Source organism: Kitasatospora sp. NPDC058032, assembly GCF_042885845.1.
In the GTDB taxonomy this organism is placed as follows: Bacteria; Actinomycetota; Actinomycetes; order Streptomycetales; family Streptomycetaceae; genus Kitasatospora.
The window spans coordinates 59,557-73,996 of the sequence record NZ_JBHVRK010000027.1 but is presented as its reverse complement, the minus strand read 5'-3'; the positions used below and the strand labels follow the sequence as shown (position 1 = coordinate 73,996).

Below are 14,440 nucleotides of genomic sequence, written 5' to 3'. Positions count from 1 at the left end.
ACCCCCAAGGTGCGTTCCTGGCACGACACTTGGGGGTTTAGCCATGGCATTCCGTCATCTCAACGAGCTCCCGCTGGGCGACAAGGTCTTCCGGATCGAACTCGCCAGCGACGACGACCGCGAGGTCACCCTCACCCTCACCGGCTGGCGCGAGGGGGCCGCCGCCGCCCCGCTCGCCTCCGGCAAGCTGCGGCTGCCGGTGGAGGACGTCGCCTCGCTGCGGATCGCGCTCAACCGCGCGCTCCGGGCGCTGGCGATCGTCGCCGACGTCTCCGAGCCCATCCCCGACCGCGACGTGCTGCGCGAGCTCTACCCCGGCCACGGCGCCCCCTGGGTGCCGCAGCACGAGGAGGAGCTGGTCCGGCGCTTCCACGAGGGCGAGACCGTCGCCCGGATCGCCGCCCGCTTCGGCCGCACGCCCGACTCCGTCCGCACCAAGCTGCGCGAGCTCGGCCACGACCCGCGCCGCCCCGAGTACTGCCCGCCCGACGGCTGCCTGTCCTGGTCCCGCTACGCCTCGCCGTCGCTGCTCGGCGCGGCCGTGCCGGCCCAGGCGGCCGGTTCCGAGGCGAGCTGATCACCTGAGTGCGTGAGCGTGGCCCCCGCCGGGCGGACCGGCGGGGGCCACGGCCGTATAGCGTGGTCGGGCAGCGACGAAAGGACCTCCCACCACCATGACCCGCGTGATCGCCGGGGCGGCCGGCGGCCGTCGGCTGGCCGTACCGCCCGGCCGGGGCACCCGCCCGACCTCCGACAAGGCCCGCGAGGCGATGTTCTCCACCCTGGAGGCGCTGCGCGGAACGACCCTGCACGGCGCCCGGATGCTGGACCTGTTCGGCGGATCGGGCGCGGTCGGCCTGGAGGCGCTCTCGCGCGGCGCCGAGCACGTGCTGCTGGTCGAGGCGGACGCCCAGGCGGCCCGGGTGATCCGGGAGAACGTCCGGACGATCGGCCTGCCGGGCGCGCTGGTGAAGGCCGCCAGGGCCGAGAAGGTGATCGCCGGCCCCGCCCCGGAGGCCCCGTACGACCTGGTCTTCCTCGACCCGCCGTACGTCGTCACCGACGACGAGGTGCGCGAGATGCTGATCACACTGTCGGCCGGGGGCTGGCTCGCGGAGGACGCACTCGTCACCGTGGAGCGCAGCACCCGCGGCGGCGCGTTCGACTGGCCGGAGGGCTTCGAGACGCTGCGCTCCCGCCGCTACGGCGAGGGCACGCTCTGGTACGGTCGCGCCGCCGCCGAGACCCGCCACCACCCCTAGCGGGCCCGGGCCCGCAGGATTCCCGTCACCCCACGAGGGAGCACACACGCCATGCGCCGCGCCGTCTGCCCCGGGTCCTTCGACCCGATCACCAACGGTCACCTCGACATCATCGAGCGGGCCTCGAAGCTGTACGACGTGCTGCACGTCGCGGTGCTGATCAACCGCAACAAGCAGGGCATGTTCACGGTCGAGGAGCGGATCGAGCTGATCGAGGAGACCACCGCCCAGTACGGCAACGTGGTGGTCGAGTCGCACCTCGGCCTGCTGGTGGACTTCTGCCGCGAGCGGGGCATCCCGGCGATCATCAAGGGCCTGCGCGCGGTGAGCGACTTCGACTACGAGCTGCAGATGGCCCAGATGAACCACGGCCTGAGCGGCGTCGACACCCTCTTCGTACCGACCTCGCCGACGTACAGCTTCCTCTCCTCGACGCTGGTCAAGGAGGTCGCCTCGTACGGCGGCGACGTCTCGCACCTGCTGCCGGAGACGGTGCACCGCCGGCTGGTCGAGCGGATCGCCGAGCGGAGCGCCCAGCAGTGAACCCGGGATGACCGGACGTCCGTTTCTGCTGGTTCGTCATGGTTTGTCCGAGGGGTGGAAAGACGGCCGCGCGCAGGCGTTGTGACCTCGCCCGGCAGTGGCCGTACAGTCTGTATTCCTGCCCTGCGGTGACGTCCACCGCGCCGGGCGCTGCCTCCGCCGGACCTCGGCGGCACACGGAAAGACGAAGCCCGTGGACGTGCAGAACAAGGTCGACGAGATCGTGGCGGCCGTCGAGAACGCCCGCTCGATGCCCATGTCGGCCTCCTGCGTGGTGAACCGTGCCGAGCTGATCACCCTGCTCCAGGACCTCCGCGCGGCCCTGCCCGCCGAGCTGGCCCAGGCCCAGTCGGTGATGGCCGACCACGAGTCGGTGGTCGCGGACGCCCAGGCCGAGGCCGACCGGATCATCCAGGGCGCGCACTCCGAGCGCGGCTCGCTGATCTCCGACACCGAGGTGGTCCGCCGCGCCCAGGCCGAGGCCGACCGGATCCTCGCCGAGGCCCGCGCCGAGATCGAGACCAAGCGCGCCGAGGCCGACGACTACGTGGACAGCAAGCTCGCCAACTTCGAGGTCGTGCTGACCAAGACGCTCGGCGCCGTCGGCCGCGGCCGCACCAAGCTGCGCGGCGACGCGAGCGTCTTCGAGACCGAGTACGAGGGCGAGACCGACGGCGAGGAGTTCCAGCCGCAGCGGATCAGCCCCAGTCCCGAGGTCGACGAGTACGTCGATGTGAAGCTCGCCACCCTGGAGAACGTGCTCAGCGCGACCCTGGAGGCGGTCGGCAAGGGCCGCGACAAGCTGACCGGCAAGCGGCCGATCGACGAGCTCGGCGCCTACCTGGCCGCCGCCGACGAGGCGCAGCAGGCCAAGGAGCGGGCCGAGGCGGTCGCGGCGGGCTTCGCCGGGGACGCGGACGGCACCGAGCTGGCCTGGTATCGCGAGGAGGTGCCGCAGCAGCAGACCTGGCCGGAGCAGAACCCGGCCGCGGCCGGCTGGCAGGCGCCCGGTGCGGACCAGTACGCGGCCGCGCAGCAGGGCGGCGCCCAGTACGCCGAGGTGTACGGCGGCGGCTACGACCCGGCCGGCGGCCAGGCCGCGGACCCGTACGGCGCCCAGTACGCCTACCAGCAGCAGCAGGGCCAGCAGCACGGGCAGCAGCCCGGGTACGACGACGGCCGGCAGGGCGGAGGCTACGGCTACCCGCCCCAGCAGCAGGGCTACCAGGACCAGCAGCAGCAGTACAACGCCGGCTACGGCTACCCGCAGCAGCCCGCCAACCCGCCCGCGCCCGTGCCGCAGCAGACCCAGGCCGGGCTGGACGAGACCAGCTTCTTCGACACCAGCATGATCGACATGACCCGGCTGCGGGAGCTCGGCGGCCGGTAGGGCGCGGGCACGAAGTTGGGCCTGGCGGGAGACTCGGGTAGTCTGACCACTCCGGCCTCTCCGTGTCGGGCCGTCGGTCTGCCCGCGCATCCCCCGACGAGCAGCGCCGCGCACCGGAACCCCTCAGGAAGTCAGGACACCTTGAACCGCCTCGACCACCGCGACCCCCTCGTGTTCGACACGCACGAGCTGGGCCGTCGTCCGGGTGCGCTGCGCAGGGTGACCCGGACCCTGGAGGCCCCCGAGGGCCTGGGGATCATCGATGTGATCGGTGTCCCGGAGAAGAGCGAGATCACCCTGGAGCTCCGCCTGGAGTCCGTGGTCGAGGGCGTGCTGGTCACCGGCACCGCCGAGACCCGGGTCGAGGGCGAGTGCGTCCGGTGCCTGGAGCCTGTCGAGTCCGACCTCGACGTCGACTTCCAGGAGCTGTACTACTACCCGGAGTCCGACGAGCGCCACCGCGCCCGGACCGCCGGGGCCGAGGACCTCGAAGAGGACTCGGAGGAAGAGACTTACCGTCTGGAGGGCGATTACTTCGACCTCCAGCCGGTGCTGCGTGACGCGGTGGTGCTCGCACTGCCGCTGCAGCCGGTGTGCCAGGAAGACTGCCTGGGTCTGTGCTCCGAATGCGGAGCGCGCCTGAGCGACGACCCGGCGCACCACCACGACGCCGCCGACCCCCGGTGGGCGGCTCTGCAGGGACTCTCCGCCGCCCACGGCGACGAGGGTGACGGAATCAAGAACAGCGACACCCGTGAGGGTCTCGCCGAGAACCAGGAGAAGTAGCCGTGGCTGTTCCGAAGCGGAAGATGTCGCGCAGCAACACGCGCCACCGCCGGTCCAACTGGAAGGCCGTTGCCCCGGCCCTCGTGGCGTGCGACCGCTGCCACGAGCCGAAGCTCTCGCACATCGCGTGCCCGAGCTGCGGCACGTACAACCGCCGCCAGGTCCTCTCGGTCTGATCGGCGGGGTGCACGGATCGATGTCGGACGGTAACTCTTCCCGCAAGGCGACCACGGCTCCGAAGACTCCTTCGGGCGGTGGCAGGGCCGGCGGGCCGGCTTCGACCGAATACGACGTCCTGGAAGGGCGCCTCGGGTACACGCTCGAGCGCGCCCTTCTGGTACGTGCCCTGACCCACCGCTCGTACGCGTACGAGAACGGTGGTCTGCCCACCAACGAGCGCCTGGAGTTCCTCGGCGACTCGGTGCTGGGCCTGGTGGTGACCGACACCCTCTACCGCGTCCACCCGGACGTCCCGGAGGGCACGCTCGCCAAGCTGCGCGCCGCGGTGGTCAACTCGCGCGCGCTCGCCGACGTCGGCCGCGGCCTGGAACTGGGCGCGTTCATCCGGCTCGGCAAGGGCGAGGAGGGCACCGGCGGCCGCGACAAGTCGTCGATCCTCGCCGACACGGTCGAGGCGGTCATCGGGGCCGTCTACCTGGACCGGGGCCTGGACGCCGCCACCGAGTTCGTCCACCGGCTGTTCGACCCGCTGATCGAGGAATCCTCTCAGCTGGGCGCCGGCCTGGACTGGAAGACCAGCCTCCAGGAGCTCACCGCCTCGGTGGGCATCGGAGTGCCGGAGTACGTGGTCGAGGAGTCCGGTCCGGACCACGAGAAGACCTTCACCGCAGCGGCCCGGGTGGCCGGCGAGGACTTCGGCAGCGGCGTCGGCCGCTCGAAGAAGGAAGCCGAGCAGAAGGCCGCGGAGAGCGCCTGGCGGGCGATCAAGGAGAAGTACGCCGACCGCCTGCCGAACAGCGCCTGACCACGCAGTAGCCTTCCTCCTGCAGAGCCGAGTCCGTTCCGCTGGAGGCGTGTTCCCGTGCCCGAACTTCCCGAGGTCGAGGTCGTCCGCCGCGGTCTGGCGAACTGGGTCGCCGGGCGGACCGTCGCCGGCGTCGAGGTGCTGCACCCGCGTGCGGTGCGCCGTCAGCCGGCCGGTGCGGCGGACTTCACGGCCCGGCTCACCGGCACCACCCTCGGTGTGGCGCAGCGCCGCGGCAAGTACCTCTGGGTGCCGCTGTCGGGGGCCGGCGAAGGCTTCTCGCTGATCGGCCACCTCGGGATGAGCGGCCAGCTGCTCGTCCAGGACCCGACGGTGCCGGACGAGACGCATCTGCGGGTGCGGCTGCGGTTCACCGACGGCGGGCGCGAGCTGCGCTTCGTCGACCAGCGGACCTTCGGCGGTCTCGCGGTCGAGGAGGCCGAGGACGGCGATCCGGAGGGCACCCCGCTCTCCATCGCGCACATCGCCCGCGACCCGCTCGACCCCCGCTTCGACGACGCCGCCTTCGCGGCGTCGCTGCGCGCCCGGCGCACCACCGTCAAGCGGGCGCTGCTGGACCAGACGCTGATCAGCGGGGTCGGCAACATCTACGCCGACGAGGCGCTGTGGCGCTCCCGGCTGCACTACGACCGGCCGACCGCGACGCTGACCCGGCCGCAGGCGCTGCTGCTGCTGGCCAACGCCCGGGACGTGATGGCGGCGGCGCTGGCCGTCGGCGGTACCAGCTTCGACAGCCTGTACGTCAACGTGAACGGCGAGAGCGGCTACTTCTCCCGCGACCTGGACGCCTACGGGCGGGAGCACGAGCCCTGCCGGCGCTGCGGCACCGCCATGCGGCGGGCCGCCTGGATGAACCGGTCGAGCTACTTCTGCCCGCGCTGCCAGCGCGCACCGCGGGTGCGGTGACCCGCCGGTCTCAGCGCTCGGCGAGCTCCGGTTCGGCCGGTGCCGGTTCGGTCGGTCCACCGTGGGTGTCCTGGCCGAAGTAGGCGACGCCGACCGCCGCGACCACCGCGATCAGGAAGCCGAGCACGCCGAGCCAGCCGAGGCCGGCCTTGGAGGAGTCGCCGAGCCAGATCACGCCGACCGCGCCGGGCAGCACCGTCTCGCCGACCACCAGGGCGGCGGTGGCGCCGTTCACCGAGCCGATCTGCAGCGCCACGGTGTGCACGTACATGCCGCCGATGCCGCCGACCAGGATCGCGTACAGCGCCGGGTCGGAGAGCAGCAGGCCGAGGTCGAACGGCTCCACGCCGTTGAGGATGCGCACGCCGACGCCGAGCGCGCCGAACCCGAGGCCGGAGAGCAGACCGGCGACGATCGCGCCGTTGGCGCCCATCCGGCGCACCAGCAGGCCGCCGCCGGCCAGCAGCACGGTGGTGATCGCCAGCAGCCACCAGTGGAAGGCCATCGCGGCGTGGTGGCCGCCCTCCGGCCCGGCGGAGACCGCGAGCAGCACCAGCGCCGAGCAGAGCACGCCGATCGAGGCCCACTCCAGCTGCTTGAGTCGGATGCCGAGCAGCTTGATCGAGAGCACCGCGGTGATCACCAGGTTGGCGCTGATGATCGTCTGGGAGAGGAACAGCGGCAGCATCCGGGCGGCCAGCGCGCCGAGCCCGAAGCCGATGAAGTCCAGCACCGTGCCGAGGATGAACTCCCAGGTCACGGCGGCCTTGGCGGTGGAGGCGAGGCTGGGCCCGCCGTGCGCGGTGGTGCCGGCCGAGGCTCCGCCCCGGGCGGCCTCCTCGCGTGCGGAGCGCCGGGAGCCGACGGCCTGCAGGACCGAACCGGTGCCGTAGCAGGCGGAGGCCGCCACGGCGGTGACGAGGCCGATCAACACGCGGAGCTCCGATCAGGAGGGGTGGTGCGGGATGGTCAAAAGATGGTCATGAGGTGGCGGTACGGCCACCAGTGTGCCCGGTCGCGGGGTACGGTCGGCACGCCCGGCCCGGCGTCCGGTCCGGTCCGGTGTCCGCCGGGAGGTACGTGCGGGCCGTCGGCCGGGTTCCCGTCCCGGGGCCGCTTCCGGGGCGCTGGGGCGAAAGATCATCCCGGAGAAGGGGACGCACCCCGGCGGACGGTGGGGGTGCCCGGCCGGGTGGTACCCGGCCGGTATGCCTTGCACCGGGGCCGTTCGGGGTAGCGTCGAGGCATGAGAACCCTTGCACGACGACGTTCCCGGGGCGTCGGGCCGGTGGCGCTGGTGTCGGCGCTGCTCGGGCTGCTGCTCCTGCTGGCGCCGGCGGCCTCGGCGGCCGGCGGTCTCGACGACGCGGCCGCCACGCTCAAGCAGGGCCGAGTCTACGTCGACCCGGCGATGGCGGACCGGTTCGGCCAGAGCCAGGCCGACGCGCTGACCGCGAAGATCCGTAAGGCGGACAAGCCGATCTTCGTGGCGGTCGTCCCGGCCGCCGACCCGTACGGCGCGAGGACCGTCTTCGACGACCTGCGCACCAAGGTCGGCATCACCGGCACCTACGCGATCTGGCGCGGGGACCAGTTCCAGGCCCGCTCCGACAAGGGCGCGCTGCCCAGCGCGAGCGCCGAGCGGATCGCCGGAGCCTCCTTCCGCTCCCACCCCGGCAACATCGACGCCACCCTGAACGACTTCGTCGACACCGCCGCCCCGCAGATCAAGGGGCACGGCGTGAACAGCGACAGCGGTGGCGTCTCCGCCGCCGCGGTGGTCGTCCCGCTGGCCCTGCTGGCGCTCGCCGGCACCGGCGTCTTCCTGCTGTTCCGCCGGGCCAAGCGGAAGAAGGAGGAGCAGCGCCGGGCCGAGCTGGCGCAGCTGCGCCAGGTGGTCGACGAGGACATCACCGCCTACGGCGAGGAGCTGGACCGGCTCGACTTCGTGCCGTCCGCCGCGGACGCCGACGACGTGCAGCGCGGCGACTACACCCACGCCCTGGACTCGTACGAGAAGGCCAAGCGGCTGATGGACGAGGCCAAGGGGCCGGAGGACGTGAAGCCGGTGACCGAGGCGCTGGAGGACGGCCGGTTCGCGCTGGCCACCCTGGCGGCCCGGCGGGACAAGCGCCCGCTGCCGGAGCGCCGGCCGCCGTGCTTCTTCGACCCGCGGCACGGCCCGTCCGTGCTGGACGCCGAGTGGTCCCCGGCGGGCGGCGCCGCCCGCTCCGTCCCGGTCTGCAAGGCCGACGCGGACCGGCTGGCGGCCGGCCTGGACCCGGAGGTCCGGACCGTCCCGACCGAGCACGGCCCGCAGCCGTACTGGAACGCGGGCCCGGCCTACGGTCCCTGGGCGGGCGGCTACTTCGGCGGCTTCGGCGGCGGCGGTCTGCTGCCCGGGCTGCTGGTCGGCACCATGCTCGGCTCGATGATGGCCACCCCGGCGTACGCGGCCGGCCCCGTCGACGCGGGCGCCGGCTTCGACGGCGGCGACTTCTCCGGCGCGGACTTCAACGCCTCCGACTTCGGCGGCGGCTTCGACGGCGGGGACTTCGGCGGCGGCGGGGACTTCGGGGGTGGCGGCGACTTCGGAGGCGGGTTCTGACACCGTCGCGCGCTCTGCCCTGAGCCTCCGGCCGATGCGATGATCGGCCCACGGCCCCCGTCGGGTGACCGGCGGGGGCCGTGGCGTGTCGCGGAGGGGACGCCGACGGAGGGGGCGGGGGAATGGCGCCGGATCATGCCCTGGCGCGGCGGTGGCTGCGGGCGGACGAGGAACTTCTCGGGCTGGTCGAGGTCCGGCTGAGCGCGCTGGTCCTCCGGCCGCCGAAGCGCTACCGGCGGTCCGGGCGGGACGTGGAGGCCGGCGTGGAGAACGCGATCGACCACGGTCCCGACCTCCTGGAACCCGAGGTGCTGGTGGCCCTCGCCGGGCTGACCGTGCTGGTGGTCGGCGGGCGACTGGTCACGCCGCCGGTGCGGGGCGGCTGGGAGAGCACCGCGGGCCGGTTCGCCGCCGCCGCCCGGGAGGCCGAGCCGTCGCGCTCGTCGGACACCTTCGGCTTCGTGCTGCCGGCCGTCACCGACCGCCGGGTCCTGCTGCTGAAGCGGCGCGGCGCGCTCGCGGCCGAGCACCTGACCGATCTCGGGCCGTTCCGGCTGCGCAGGCCCCCGGACGTCCGCGCCGGATCGCGCGCCCGCCGGGTCGAGCTGCGGTTCGCCGACGACTCGACCGTCGCCGTGCGGGTGGCTCCCGGGCAGCTCAAGACCCTGGCCGGGCTGGCCTTCCTGAGCGGAAGGGTTTGAGAACCCAACCCTGTGTGGCAGGCTGTCCGGCGTGACCTCCGACCTCCCCGCCCCGCCGTCCCTGCCCGGGCGGCCGTGCTCGATCGCCGCCGCGCTCCACGTGGTGGGGGAGAAGTGGGCGCTGCTCGCGGTGCGGGAGCTGTTCTACGGCAACCACCGCTTCGACCGGATCGCCCGCAACACCGGGGCGCCCCGCGACCGGCTCACCGCGCGGCTGCGGGCGCTGGAGGAGGCGGGTGTGGTCGAGCGCCGGGCCTACAGCGAGCGGCCGCCGCGCTACGAGTACCACCTGACCGAGGCCGGCCGCGACCTCGCGCCGCTCACCCAGGCCCTGCTCGCCTGGGGCGACCGCTGGGTGCTGCCCGAGCCGCCGGTGGTCTTCGCGCACACGCCCGAAGGGCAGCCGCCGCACCCGTACGACCCGCACTGGGTCTGCCGGACCTGCGGCGAGCCCGGGCGCGCCGCCGACCTGCGGGCCGAGATCCGCAGCCCGGGATGGACGGCCGAGGGCCCGTCCGGCCCGTGACGCGCGCCGCCGCCGGGGCGGATAGGGTCGGTGGCATGCACGGTCGTGACGCCCACAGTGACGAGCCGGTCCGGGTCACCGCCTGGGTGCGCGGCAAGGTCCAGGAGGTCGGCTTCCGCTGGTGGACCAGGGCGCGGGCGCTGGAGATCGGCCTGACCGGTTACGCCGGCAACCTCGGCGACGGCCGGGTACAGGTGGTGGCCGAGGGCTTCGCCCCGGACTGCGAACAGCTGCTCGCCCTGCTCAGGGGCCCCGACACCCCGGGCCGGGTCGCCGGGGTGACCGAGATCTGGACCGCCGTCGGCCCCGGCTACGAGAGCTTCGCGATCCGCTGACCGCCCCCGCGCACCCGGCCCCCAGCGAGCCGCCGGAAAACGATCGGCAACCGGCGGTGTCGTACGGTTGCCATCCGGGCAGACTCGTGGTTGACTCCGCATCGAACGATGATCCACGAGCACGTGGTGGACCCCCCTTCGTGGCCGGCTGGCGTGACGACACCGCCAGGCAGGTGACAGGGGCGCGGTAGCGTGCGGTGATCGTGTTGACCCGTACCGTCTTTGGTGAGACGCTGGAAGCCCCGCGCACACGACCGCGTCATTCCGGTAGGCGCACGCCCCCGTGAGCCCAGCTCACGGTGGTTGTGCCGTAGTGCCCAGCCAGCACTGCCGGTGCGCGCCGCGCGTGCGTCCCCCTTCCCCCTAGACCTGTACCGTTCCGGTTCGGTCACTCAGCGTGGAGGACCATTCATCATGGCAAAGGCGCTTCTCGGGTACGTCGGCGGCCCCGACCCGCGAATGCTCTCCGAGATGCGACGGCTGCAGCAGCGCGTCCAGGATCTCGAAGCCGAGCTCCTTCGGATGCAGGCTGAGAACGACGCTCTCACCGCTGTCGCCGGCGAGCACTCGTTGCTCAACAGCATCGATCTGGATCAGCGGGAGCCGGCTCTCACCTGAGTCCCGCCCGATCTCCCCCGATCGACGCCGCTGTGCACTGAGCCGCCCCGAAAGGGACGCAGCTTGCAAGGGACGCCCCGTGTGGCGTCCCTTCGTCGTGTCCGGGGCCGTGTCCGGGAACCTGTCGCCGCACCGCCGGGGGATACAGTCGCCGCTGGAGCCCCTGGCGAGCGAGGTGAGGAGACCGGCGCGTGCACCTGAAGAGTCTGACGCTGCGCGGGTTCAAGTCCTTCGCCTCCGCGACCACCCTCCGCTTCGAGCCCGGCATCACCTGCGTGGTCGGGCCCAACGGCTCCGGCAAGTCCAACGTCGTCGACGCGCTCTCCTGGGTGATGGGCGAGCAGGGCGCCAAGTCGCTGCGCGGCGGCAAGATGGAGGACGTCATCTTCGCCGGGACCAGCGGGCGCGCCCCGCTCGGCCGCGCCGAGGTCAGCCTCACCATCGACAACACCGACGGCGCCCTGCCGATCGAGTACTCCGAGGTGACCATCACCCGGACGATGTTCCGCAACGGCGGCAGCGAGTACGCGCTCAACGGCGACACCTGCCGCCTGCTCGACATCCAGGAACTGCTCTCCGACTCCGGCATCGGCCGCGAGATGCACGTCATCGTCGGCCAGGGACAGCTCGACTCCGTCCTGCACGCCGACCCGATGGGCCGGCGCGCCTTCATCGAGGAGGCGGCCGGCGTCCTCAAGCACCGCAAGCGCAAGGAGAAGGCGCTGCGCAAGCTGGACGCGATGCAGGTCAACCTCAACCGCGTCCAGGACCTGGTGGCCGAACTGCGCCGCCAGCTCGGCCCGCTCGGCCGACAGGCCCGGATCGCCCGGCGCGCCGCCGGCATCCAGGCCGACCTGCGCGACGCCCGGCTGCGACTGCTCGCCGACGACCTGCTCGCGCTGCGCACCGCCGTCGAGGCGGAGATCGCCGACGAACTGGCCCTGCGGCTGCGCCGCTCCACCGTCGAGCAGGAGCTCGGCCACGCGATCCGGCGCGAGGCCGTGCTGGAGGCGCAGGTCCAGCAGCTCGGCCCCGGCCTGGAGGCCGCCCGGCAGACCTGGTACCGGCTCTCCGCACTGGCCGAGCGCACCCGCGGCACCATCGGGCTGGCCGAGGCCGCGGCCCGGCACGCCGCCGCCGGCGGGCAGGCCGAGGAGCGGCGCGGCCGGGACCCGGAGGAGCTGGAGCGCGAAGCCGGGCGGGTCCGGGAGGAGGAGTCGGCGCTGGCCGCGGCCCTGGAGCAGGCCGAGGAGGCGCTCGACGAGGCCGTCGAGGGCCGGGCCGGGCTGGAACGCGCCCTCGCCGTCGAGGAACGCCGGCTCAAGGACGCCGCCCGGGCCATCGCCGACCGCCGGGAGGGACTGGCCCGGCTCCAGGGGCAGGCCGCCGCCGCCCGTTCCAAGGCCGCCGCCGCCGAGGCCGAGATCGGCCGGCTCGCCGAGGCCCGCGACGAGGCGCTGCAACGCGCCGAGGCCGCCCGGCAGGAGTACGAGGAGCTGCGGGCCCGGGTCGAGGCCGACACCGAGGACGGCGAACGGGCCGACACCGCGCACGACGGCGCCCGGGAACGGCTCGCCGGGGTCGAGCAGGAGCTCGCCGCCGCGCGCGAGGCCGCCGCCACCGCCGAGCGAGAACGGGCCGCGCTGACCGCCCGGCACGAGGCGCTGGCGCTCGGCCTGCGCCGCAAGGACGGCAGCGGCGCACTGCTCGCCGCCGGGGACCGGACGGCCGGGCTGCTCGGACCGGCCGCCGCGCTGCTGCGGACCGCCCCCGGCCACGAGACCGCCGTCGCCGCCGCCCTCGGCGCCGCCGCCGACGCGGTGGCCGTCGACTCGCCCCACGCCGCCGCCGAGGCGCTGCGGCTGCTGCGCAAGGAGGACGCCGGCCGGGCCGCCCTGCTGATCGCCGGCGCCCCCGAACCGGCCGACCCGGTGGGGGAGTTGCCGCCCGGCGCCCGCTGGGCCGCCGACCTCGTCGACGGCCCGGCCGAACTGCGCCCCGCCGTCGGCCGGCTGCTGGCGGGCGTCGCGGTGGTGGACACCCTCGACCAGGCCCTGCGGCTGGTCGCCGCACACCCCGCGCTGAGCGCCGTCACAGCCGAGGGCGACCGGCTCGGTGCCGGCTTCGCGCACGGCGGCTCCGGCGCCGCCCCCAGCCTGCTGGAGACCCAGGCCGCGGTGGACGAGGCCGCCCGGGCGATCTGCGAACTCGACGTCCGCTGCGCCGAATCGGCCGGGCGACTGGCCGAACTCACCGAACAGCGCCGGGAGTCGGCCGCCGAACTGGATCAACTCGCCGTCCGGCGGAGGAAGCTGGAACGCGAGCGGGCCGAGGTGGCGGGCACCCTGGGCCGGCTCGGCGGACAGTCCCGGGCCGCCGCCGGCGAGGCCGAACGGCTGACCGCCGCCGCCGGCCGCGCCGAGGACGGCCTGGCCCAACTGCTCGCCACCGCCGAGGAACTGGCCGAGCGGCTGACGGTCGCCGAGGAGACCGCCGCCGACGGCGAGGACGAGCCGGACGCCGCCGAACAGCAGCGGCTGGCCGCGGCCGCCACCGCCGCCCGGCAGGCCGAACTCGAGGCCCGGCTCGCCGTGCGCACCCACGAGGAGCGGGTCCGCGCCCTGGCCGGCCGGGCCGACCAGCTGGACCGGGCCGCCCGCGCCGAGCGCGAGGCGCGCGCCCGGGCCGCCGAACGCCGCCGGCGCGCCGAGCGGGACGCCGCCGTGGCCGGCGCCGTCGCCGCGGGCGCCCGGCAGCTGCTCGCCTGCCTGGAGGTGTCGCTGGCCCGCGCGGACGCCGAACGGGCCGCCGTCGAACAGGCCCGGGCGGTGCGCGAGGCGGAGCTGAAGGAGCACCGCGGGCACGGGCGCGAGCTCAAGGAGGAGCTGGACAAGCTGGTCGACGCCGGCCACCGCGACGAGGTGCTGCGGGCGGAGAAGCGGCTGCGGATCGAACAGCTGGAGGGCCGGGCGCTGGAGGAGTTCGGCATCGAGGGCTCCGAACTGCTGGCCTCCTACGGGCCGGACCAGCTCGTCCCGCCGTCCACGCCGGAGGAGGGGCAGGAGCCGGACGAGCCGTACCCGTACGTCCGCGCCGAGCAGGAGAAGCGGCTGCGCTCGGCCGAGCGGGCGTACCAGCAGCTGGGCAAGGTCAACCCGCTGGCGCTGGAGGAGTTCGCCGCCCTGGAGGAGCGGCACACCTTCCTCGGCGAGCAGCTGGACGACCTCAAGCGCAGCCGGCGCGACCTGCTCGACATCGTCAAGGACGTCGACCAGCGGGTCGAGCAGCTGTTCACCGCCGCCTACCACGACACCGCCGCGCAGTTCGAGGGGGTGTTCTCCCGGCTGTTCCCGGGCGGTGAGGGGCGGCTGGTGCTCACCGATCCGGAGTCCATGCTGACCACCGGCGTCGAGGTGGAGGCCCGCCCGCCCGGCAAGAAGGTCAAGCGGCTGTCGCTGCTCTCCGGCGGCGAGCGCTCGCTGACCGCCGTGGCGCTGCTGGTCTCGATCTTCAAGGCCCGGCCCAGCCCGTTCTACGTCATGGACGAGGTCGAGGCCGCGCTGGACGAGACCAACCTGCGGCGGCTGATCGCGATCATGGAGGAGCTGCGGGAGAGCTCCCAGCTGATCGTGATCACCCACCAGAAACTGACCATGGAGTCCGCCGACGCCCTGTACGGGGTGACCATGAAGGGCGACGGCATCTCGCAGGTGATCAGTCAGCGGCTGAGGGAGGACCAGAAGGAGCGGCGGCCCTGAC

Annotated in this window: 15 protein-coding genes; 14 read left to right on the top strand and 1 reads right to left on the bottom strand. The window is 73.9% G+C overall.

What is annotated here, in order from left to right; all coding sequences use genetic code 11:
* The first annotated feature begins 43 nt into the window (after positions 1-43).
* From ACFVUH_RS31280 to mutM, 8 genes are all read left to right on the top strand, one after another.
* Positions 44-577: a hypothetical protein gene (locus tag ACFVUH_RS31280; RefSeq protein ID WP_355369673.1), complete on the top strand. Its 534-nt coding sequence runs from the start codon at positions 44-46 to the stop codon at positions 575-577.
* A gap of 97 nt (positions 578-674) precedes the next feature.
* Positions 675-1,262: a 16S rRNA (guanine(966)-N(2))-methyltransferase RsmD gene (gene rsmD / locus ACFVUH_RS31275; RefSeq protein WP_355369671.1), complete on the top strand. Its 588-nt coding sequence runs from the start codon at positions 675-677 to the stop codon at positions 1,260-1,262.
* A gap of 51 nt (positions 1,263-1,313) precedes the next feature.
* Positions 1,314-1,805: a pantetheine-phosphate adenylyltransferase gene (coaD, locus tag ACFVUH_RS31270; RefSeq protein ID WP_355369669.1), complete on the top strand. Its 492-nt coding sequence runs from the start codon at positions 1,314-1,316 to the stop codon at positions 1,803-1,805.
* 193 nt (positions 1,806-1,998) lie between these two features.
* Positions 1,999-3,195, top strand: a complete 1,197-nt coding sequence (locus tag ACFVUH_RS31265) for a cell division initiation protein (RefSeq protein ID WP_387916730.1) — start codon at positions 1,999-2,001, stop codon at positions 3,193-3,195.
* A 141-nt stretch (positions 3,196-3,336) separates the two neighbouring features.
* Entirely contained in the window at positions 3,337-3,981 is a 645-nt protein-coding gene (locus ACFVUH_RS31260) for a DUF177 domain-containing protein (protein WP_355369665.1), read from the top strand.
* A gap of 2 nt (positions 3,982-3,983) precedes the next feature.
* On the top strand, positions 3,984-4,157 hold the full coding sequence (gene rpmF, locus ACFVUH_RS31255) for a 50S ribosomal protein L32 (protein ID WP_097236113.1): 174 nt from the start codon (positions 3,984-3,986) through the stop codon (positions 4,155-4,157).
* A 20-nt stretch (positions 4,158-4,177) separates the two neighbouring features.
* Positions 4,178-4,966: a ribonuclease III gene (rnc, locus tag ACFVUH_RS31250; protein WP_355369663.1), complete on the top strand. Its 789-nt coding sequence runs from the start codon at positions 4,178-4,180 to the stop codon at positions 4,964-4,966.
* A gap of 57 nt (positions 4,967-5,023) precedes the next feature.
* Positions 5,024-5,893, top strand: a complete 870-nt coding sequence (mutM, locus tag ACFVUH_RS31245) for a bifunctional DNA-formamidopyrimidine glycosylase/DNA-(apurinic or apyrimidinic site) lyase (protein WP_387916728.1) — start codon at positions 5,024-5,026, stop codon at positions 5,891-5,893.
* 10 nt (positions 5,894-5,903) lie between these two features.
* On the opposite strand, the gene ACFVUH_RS31240 is transcribed toward mutM, so the two are convergent.
* Positions 5,904-6,827, bottom strand: a complete 924-nt coding sequence (locus tag ACFVUH_RS31240) for a hypothetical protein (protein ID WP_387916726.1) — start codon at positions 6,825-6,827, stop codon at positions 5,904-5,906.
* A 312-nt stretch (positions 6,828-7,139) separates the two neighbouring features.
* Between ACFVUH_RS31240 and ACFVUH_RS31235 the strand changes: the two genes are divergently transcribed.
* The 6 genes from ACFVUH_RS31235 (at position 7,140) to smc (ending at position 14,439) form a co-directional block, all read left to right on the top strand.
* Positions 7,140-8,501 carry a hypothetical protein gene (locus ACFVUH_RS31235; protein ID WP_387916725.1) on the top strand — a complete coding sequence of 454 codons (1,362 nt, stop codon included), beginning with the start codon at positions 7,140-7,142 and terminating at the stop codon, positions 8,499-8,501.
* Between the two features lie 122 nt (positions 8,502-8,623).
* The gene (locus ACFVUH_RS31230; RefSeq protein ID WP_387916723.1) at positions 8,624-9,202 is read left to right on the top strand and encodes a hypothetical protein; all 579 of its coding nucleotides are present in this window, start codon (positions 8,624-8,626) and stop codon (positions 9,200-9,202) included.
* A gap of 31 nt (positions 9,203-9,233) precedes the next feature.
* Positions 9,234-9,728 carry a winged helix-turn-helix transcriptional regulator gene (locus tag ACFVUH_RS31225; protein ID WP_387916721.1) on the top strand — a complete coding sequence of 165 codons (495 nt, stop codon included), beginning with the start codon at positions 9,234-9,236 and terminating at the stop codon, positions 9,726-9,728.
* A 35-nt stretch (positions 9,729-9,763) separates the two neighbouring features.
* Complete coding sequence (locus tag ACFVUH_RS31220) at positions 9,764-10,063, top strand: acylphosphatase (RefSeq protein WP_387916720.1); 300 nt, start codon at positions 9,764-9,766, stop codon at positions 10,061-10,063.
* A 414-nt stretch (positions 10,064-10,477) separates the two neighbouring features.
* A complete protein-coding gene (locus tag ACFVUH_RS31215) occupies positions 10,478-10,681 on the top strand; it encodes a hypothetical protein (RefSeq protein WP_270143783.1) in 204 nt (67 codons plus the stop codon).
* Positions 10,682-10,872: 191 nt separating this feature from the next.
* Positions 10,873-14,439 (top strand): chromosome segregation protein SMC, encoded by a 3,567-nt coding sequence (smc, locus tag ACFVUH_RS31210; protein ID WP_387916719.1) that lies wholly within the window; start codon positions 10,873-10,875, stop codon positions 14,437-14,439.
* The last annotated feature ends 1 nt before the right edge of the window (position 14,440 follow it).

What these genes read in the sequence shown, in the direction of transcription:
- ACFVUH_RS31280 (WP_355369673.1), top strand. Translation starts at nt 44, where the DNA reads ATGGCATTCCGTCATCTCAACGAGCTCCCGCTGGGCGACAAGGTCTTC.
- rsmD (WP_355369671.1), top strand. Translation starts at nt 675, where the DNA reads ATGACCCGCGTGATCGCCGGGGCGGCCGGCGGCCGTCGGCTGGCCGTA.
- coaD (WP_355369669.1), top strand. Translation starts at nt 1,314, where the DNA reads ATGCGCCGCGCCGTCTGCCCCGGGTCCTTCGACCCGATCACCAACGGT.
- rnc (WP_355369663.1), top strand. Translation starts at nt 4,178, where the DNA reads ATGTCGGACGGTAACTCTTCCCGCAAGGCGACCACGGCTCCGAAGACT.
- ACFVUH_RS31235 (WP_387916725.1), top strand. Translation starts at nt 7,140, where the DNA reads ATGAGAACCCTTGCACGACGACGTTCCCGGGGCGTCGGGCCGGTGGCG.
- ACFVUH_RS31230 (WP_387916723.1), top strand. Translation starts at nt 8,624, where the DNA reads ATGGCGCCGGATCATGCCCTGGCGCGGCGGTGGCTGCGGGCGGACGAG.
- ACFVUH_RS31220 (WP_387916720.1), top strand. Translation starts at nt 9,764, where the DNA reads ATGCACGGTCGTGACGCCCACAGTGACGAGCCGGTCCGGGTCACCGCC.
- ACFVUH_RS31215 (WP_270143783.1), top strand. Translation starts at nt 10,478, where the DNA reads ATGGCAAAGGCGCTTCTCGGGTACGTCGGCGGCCCCGACCCGCGAATG.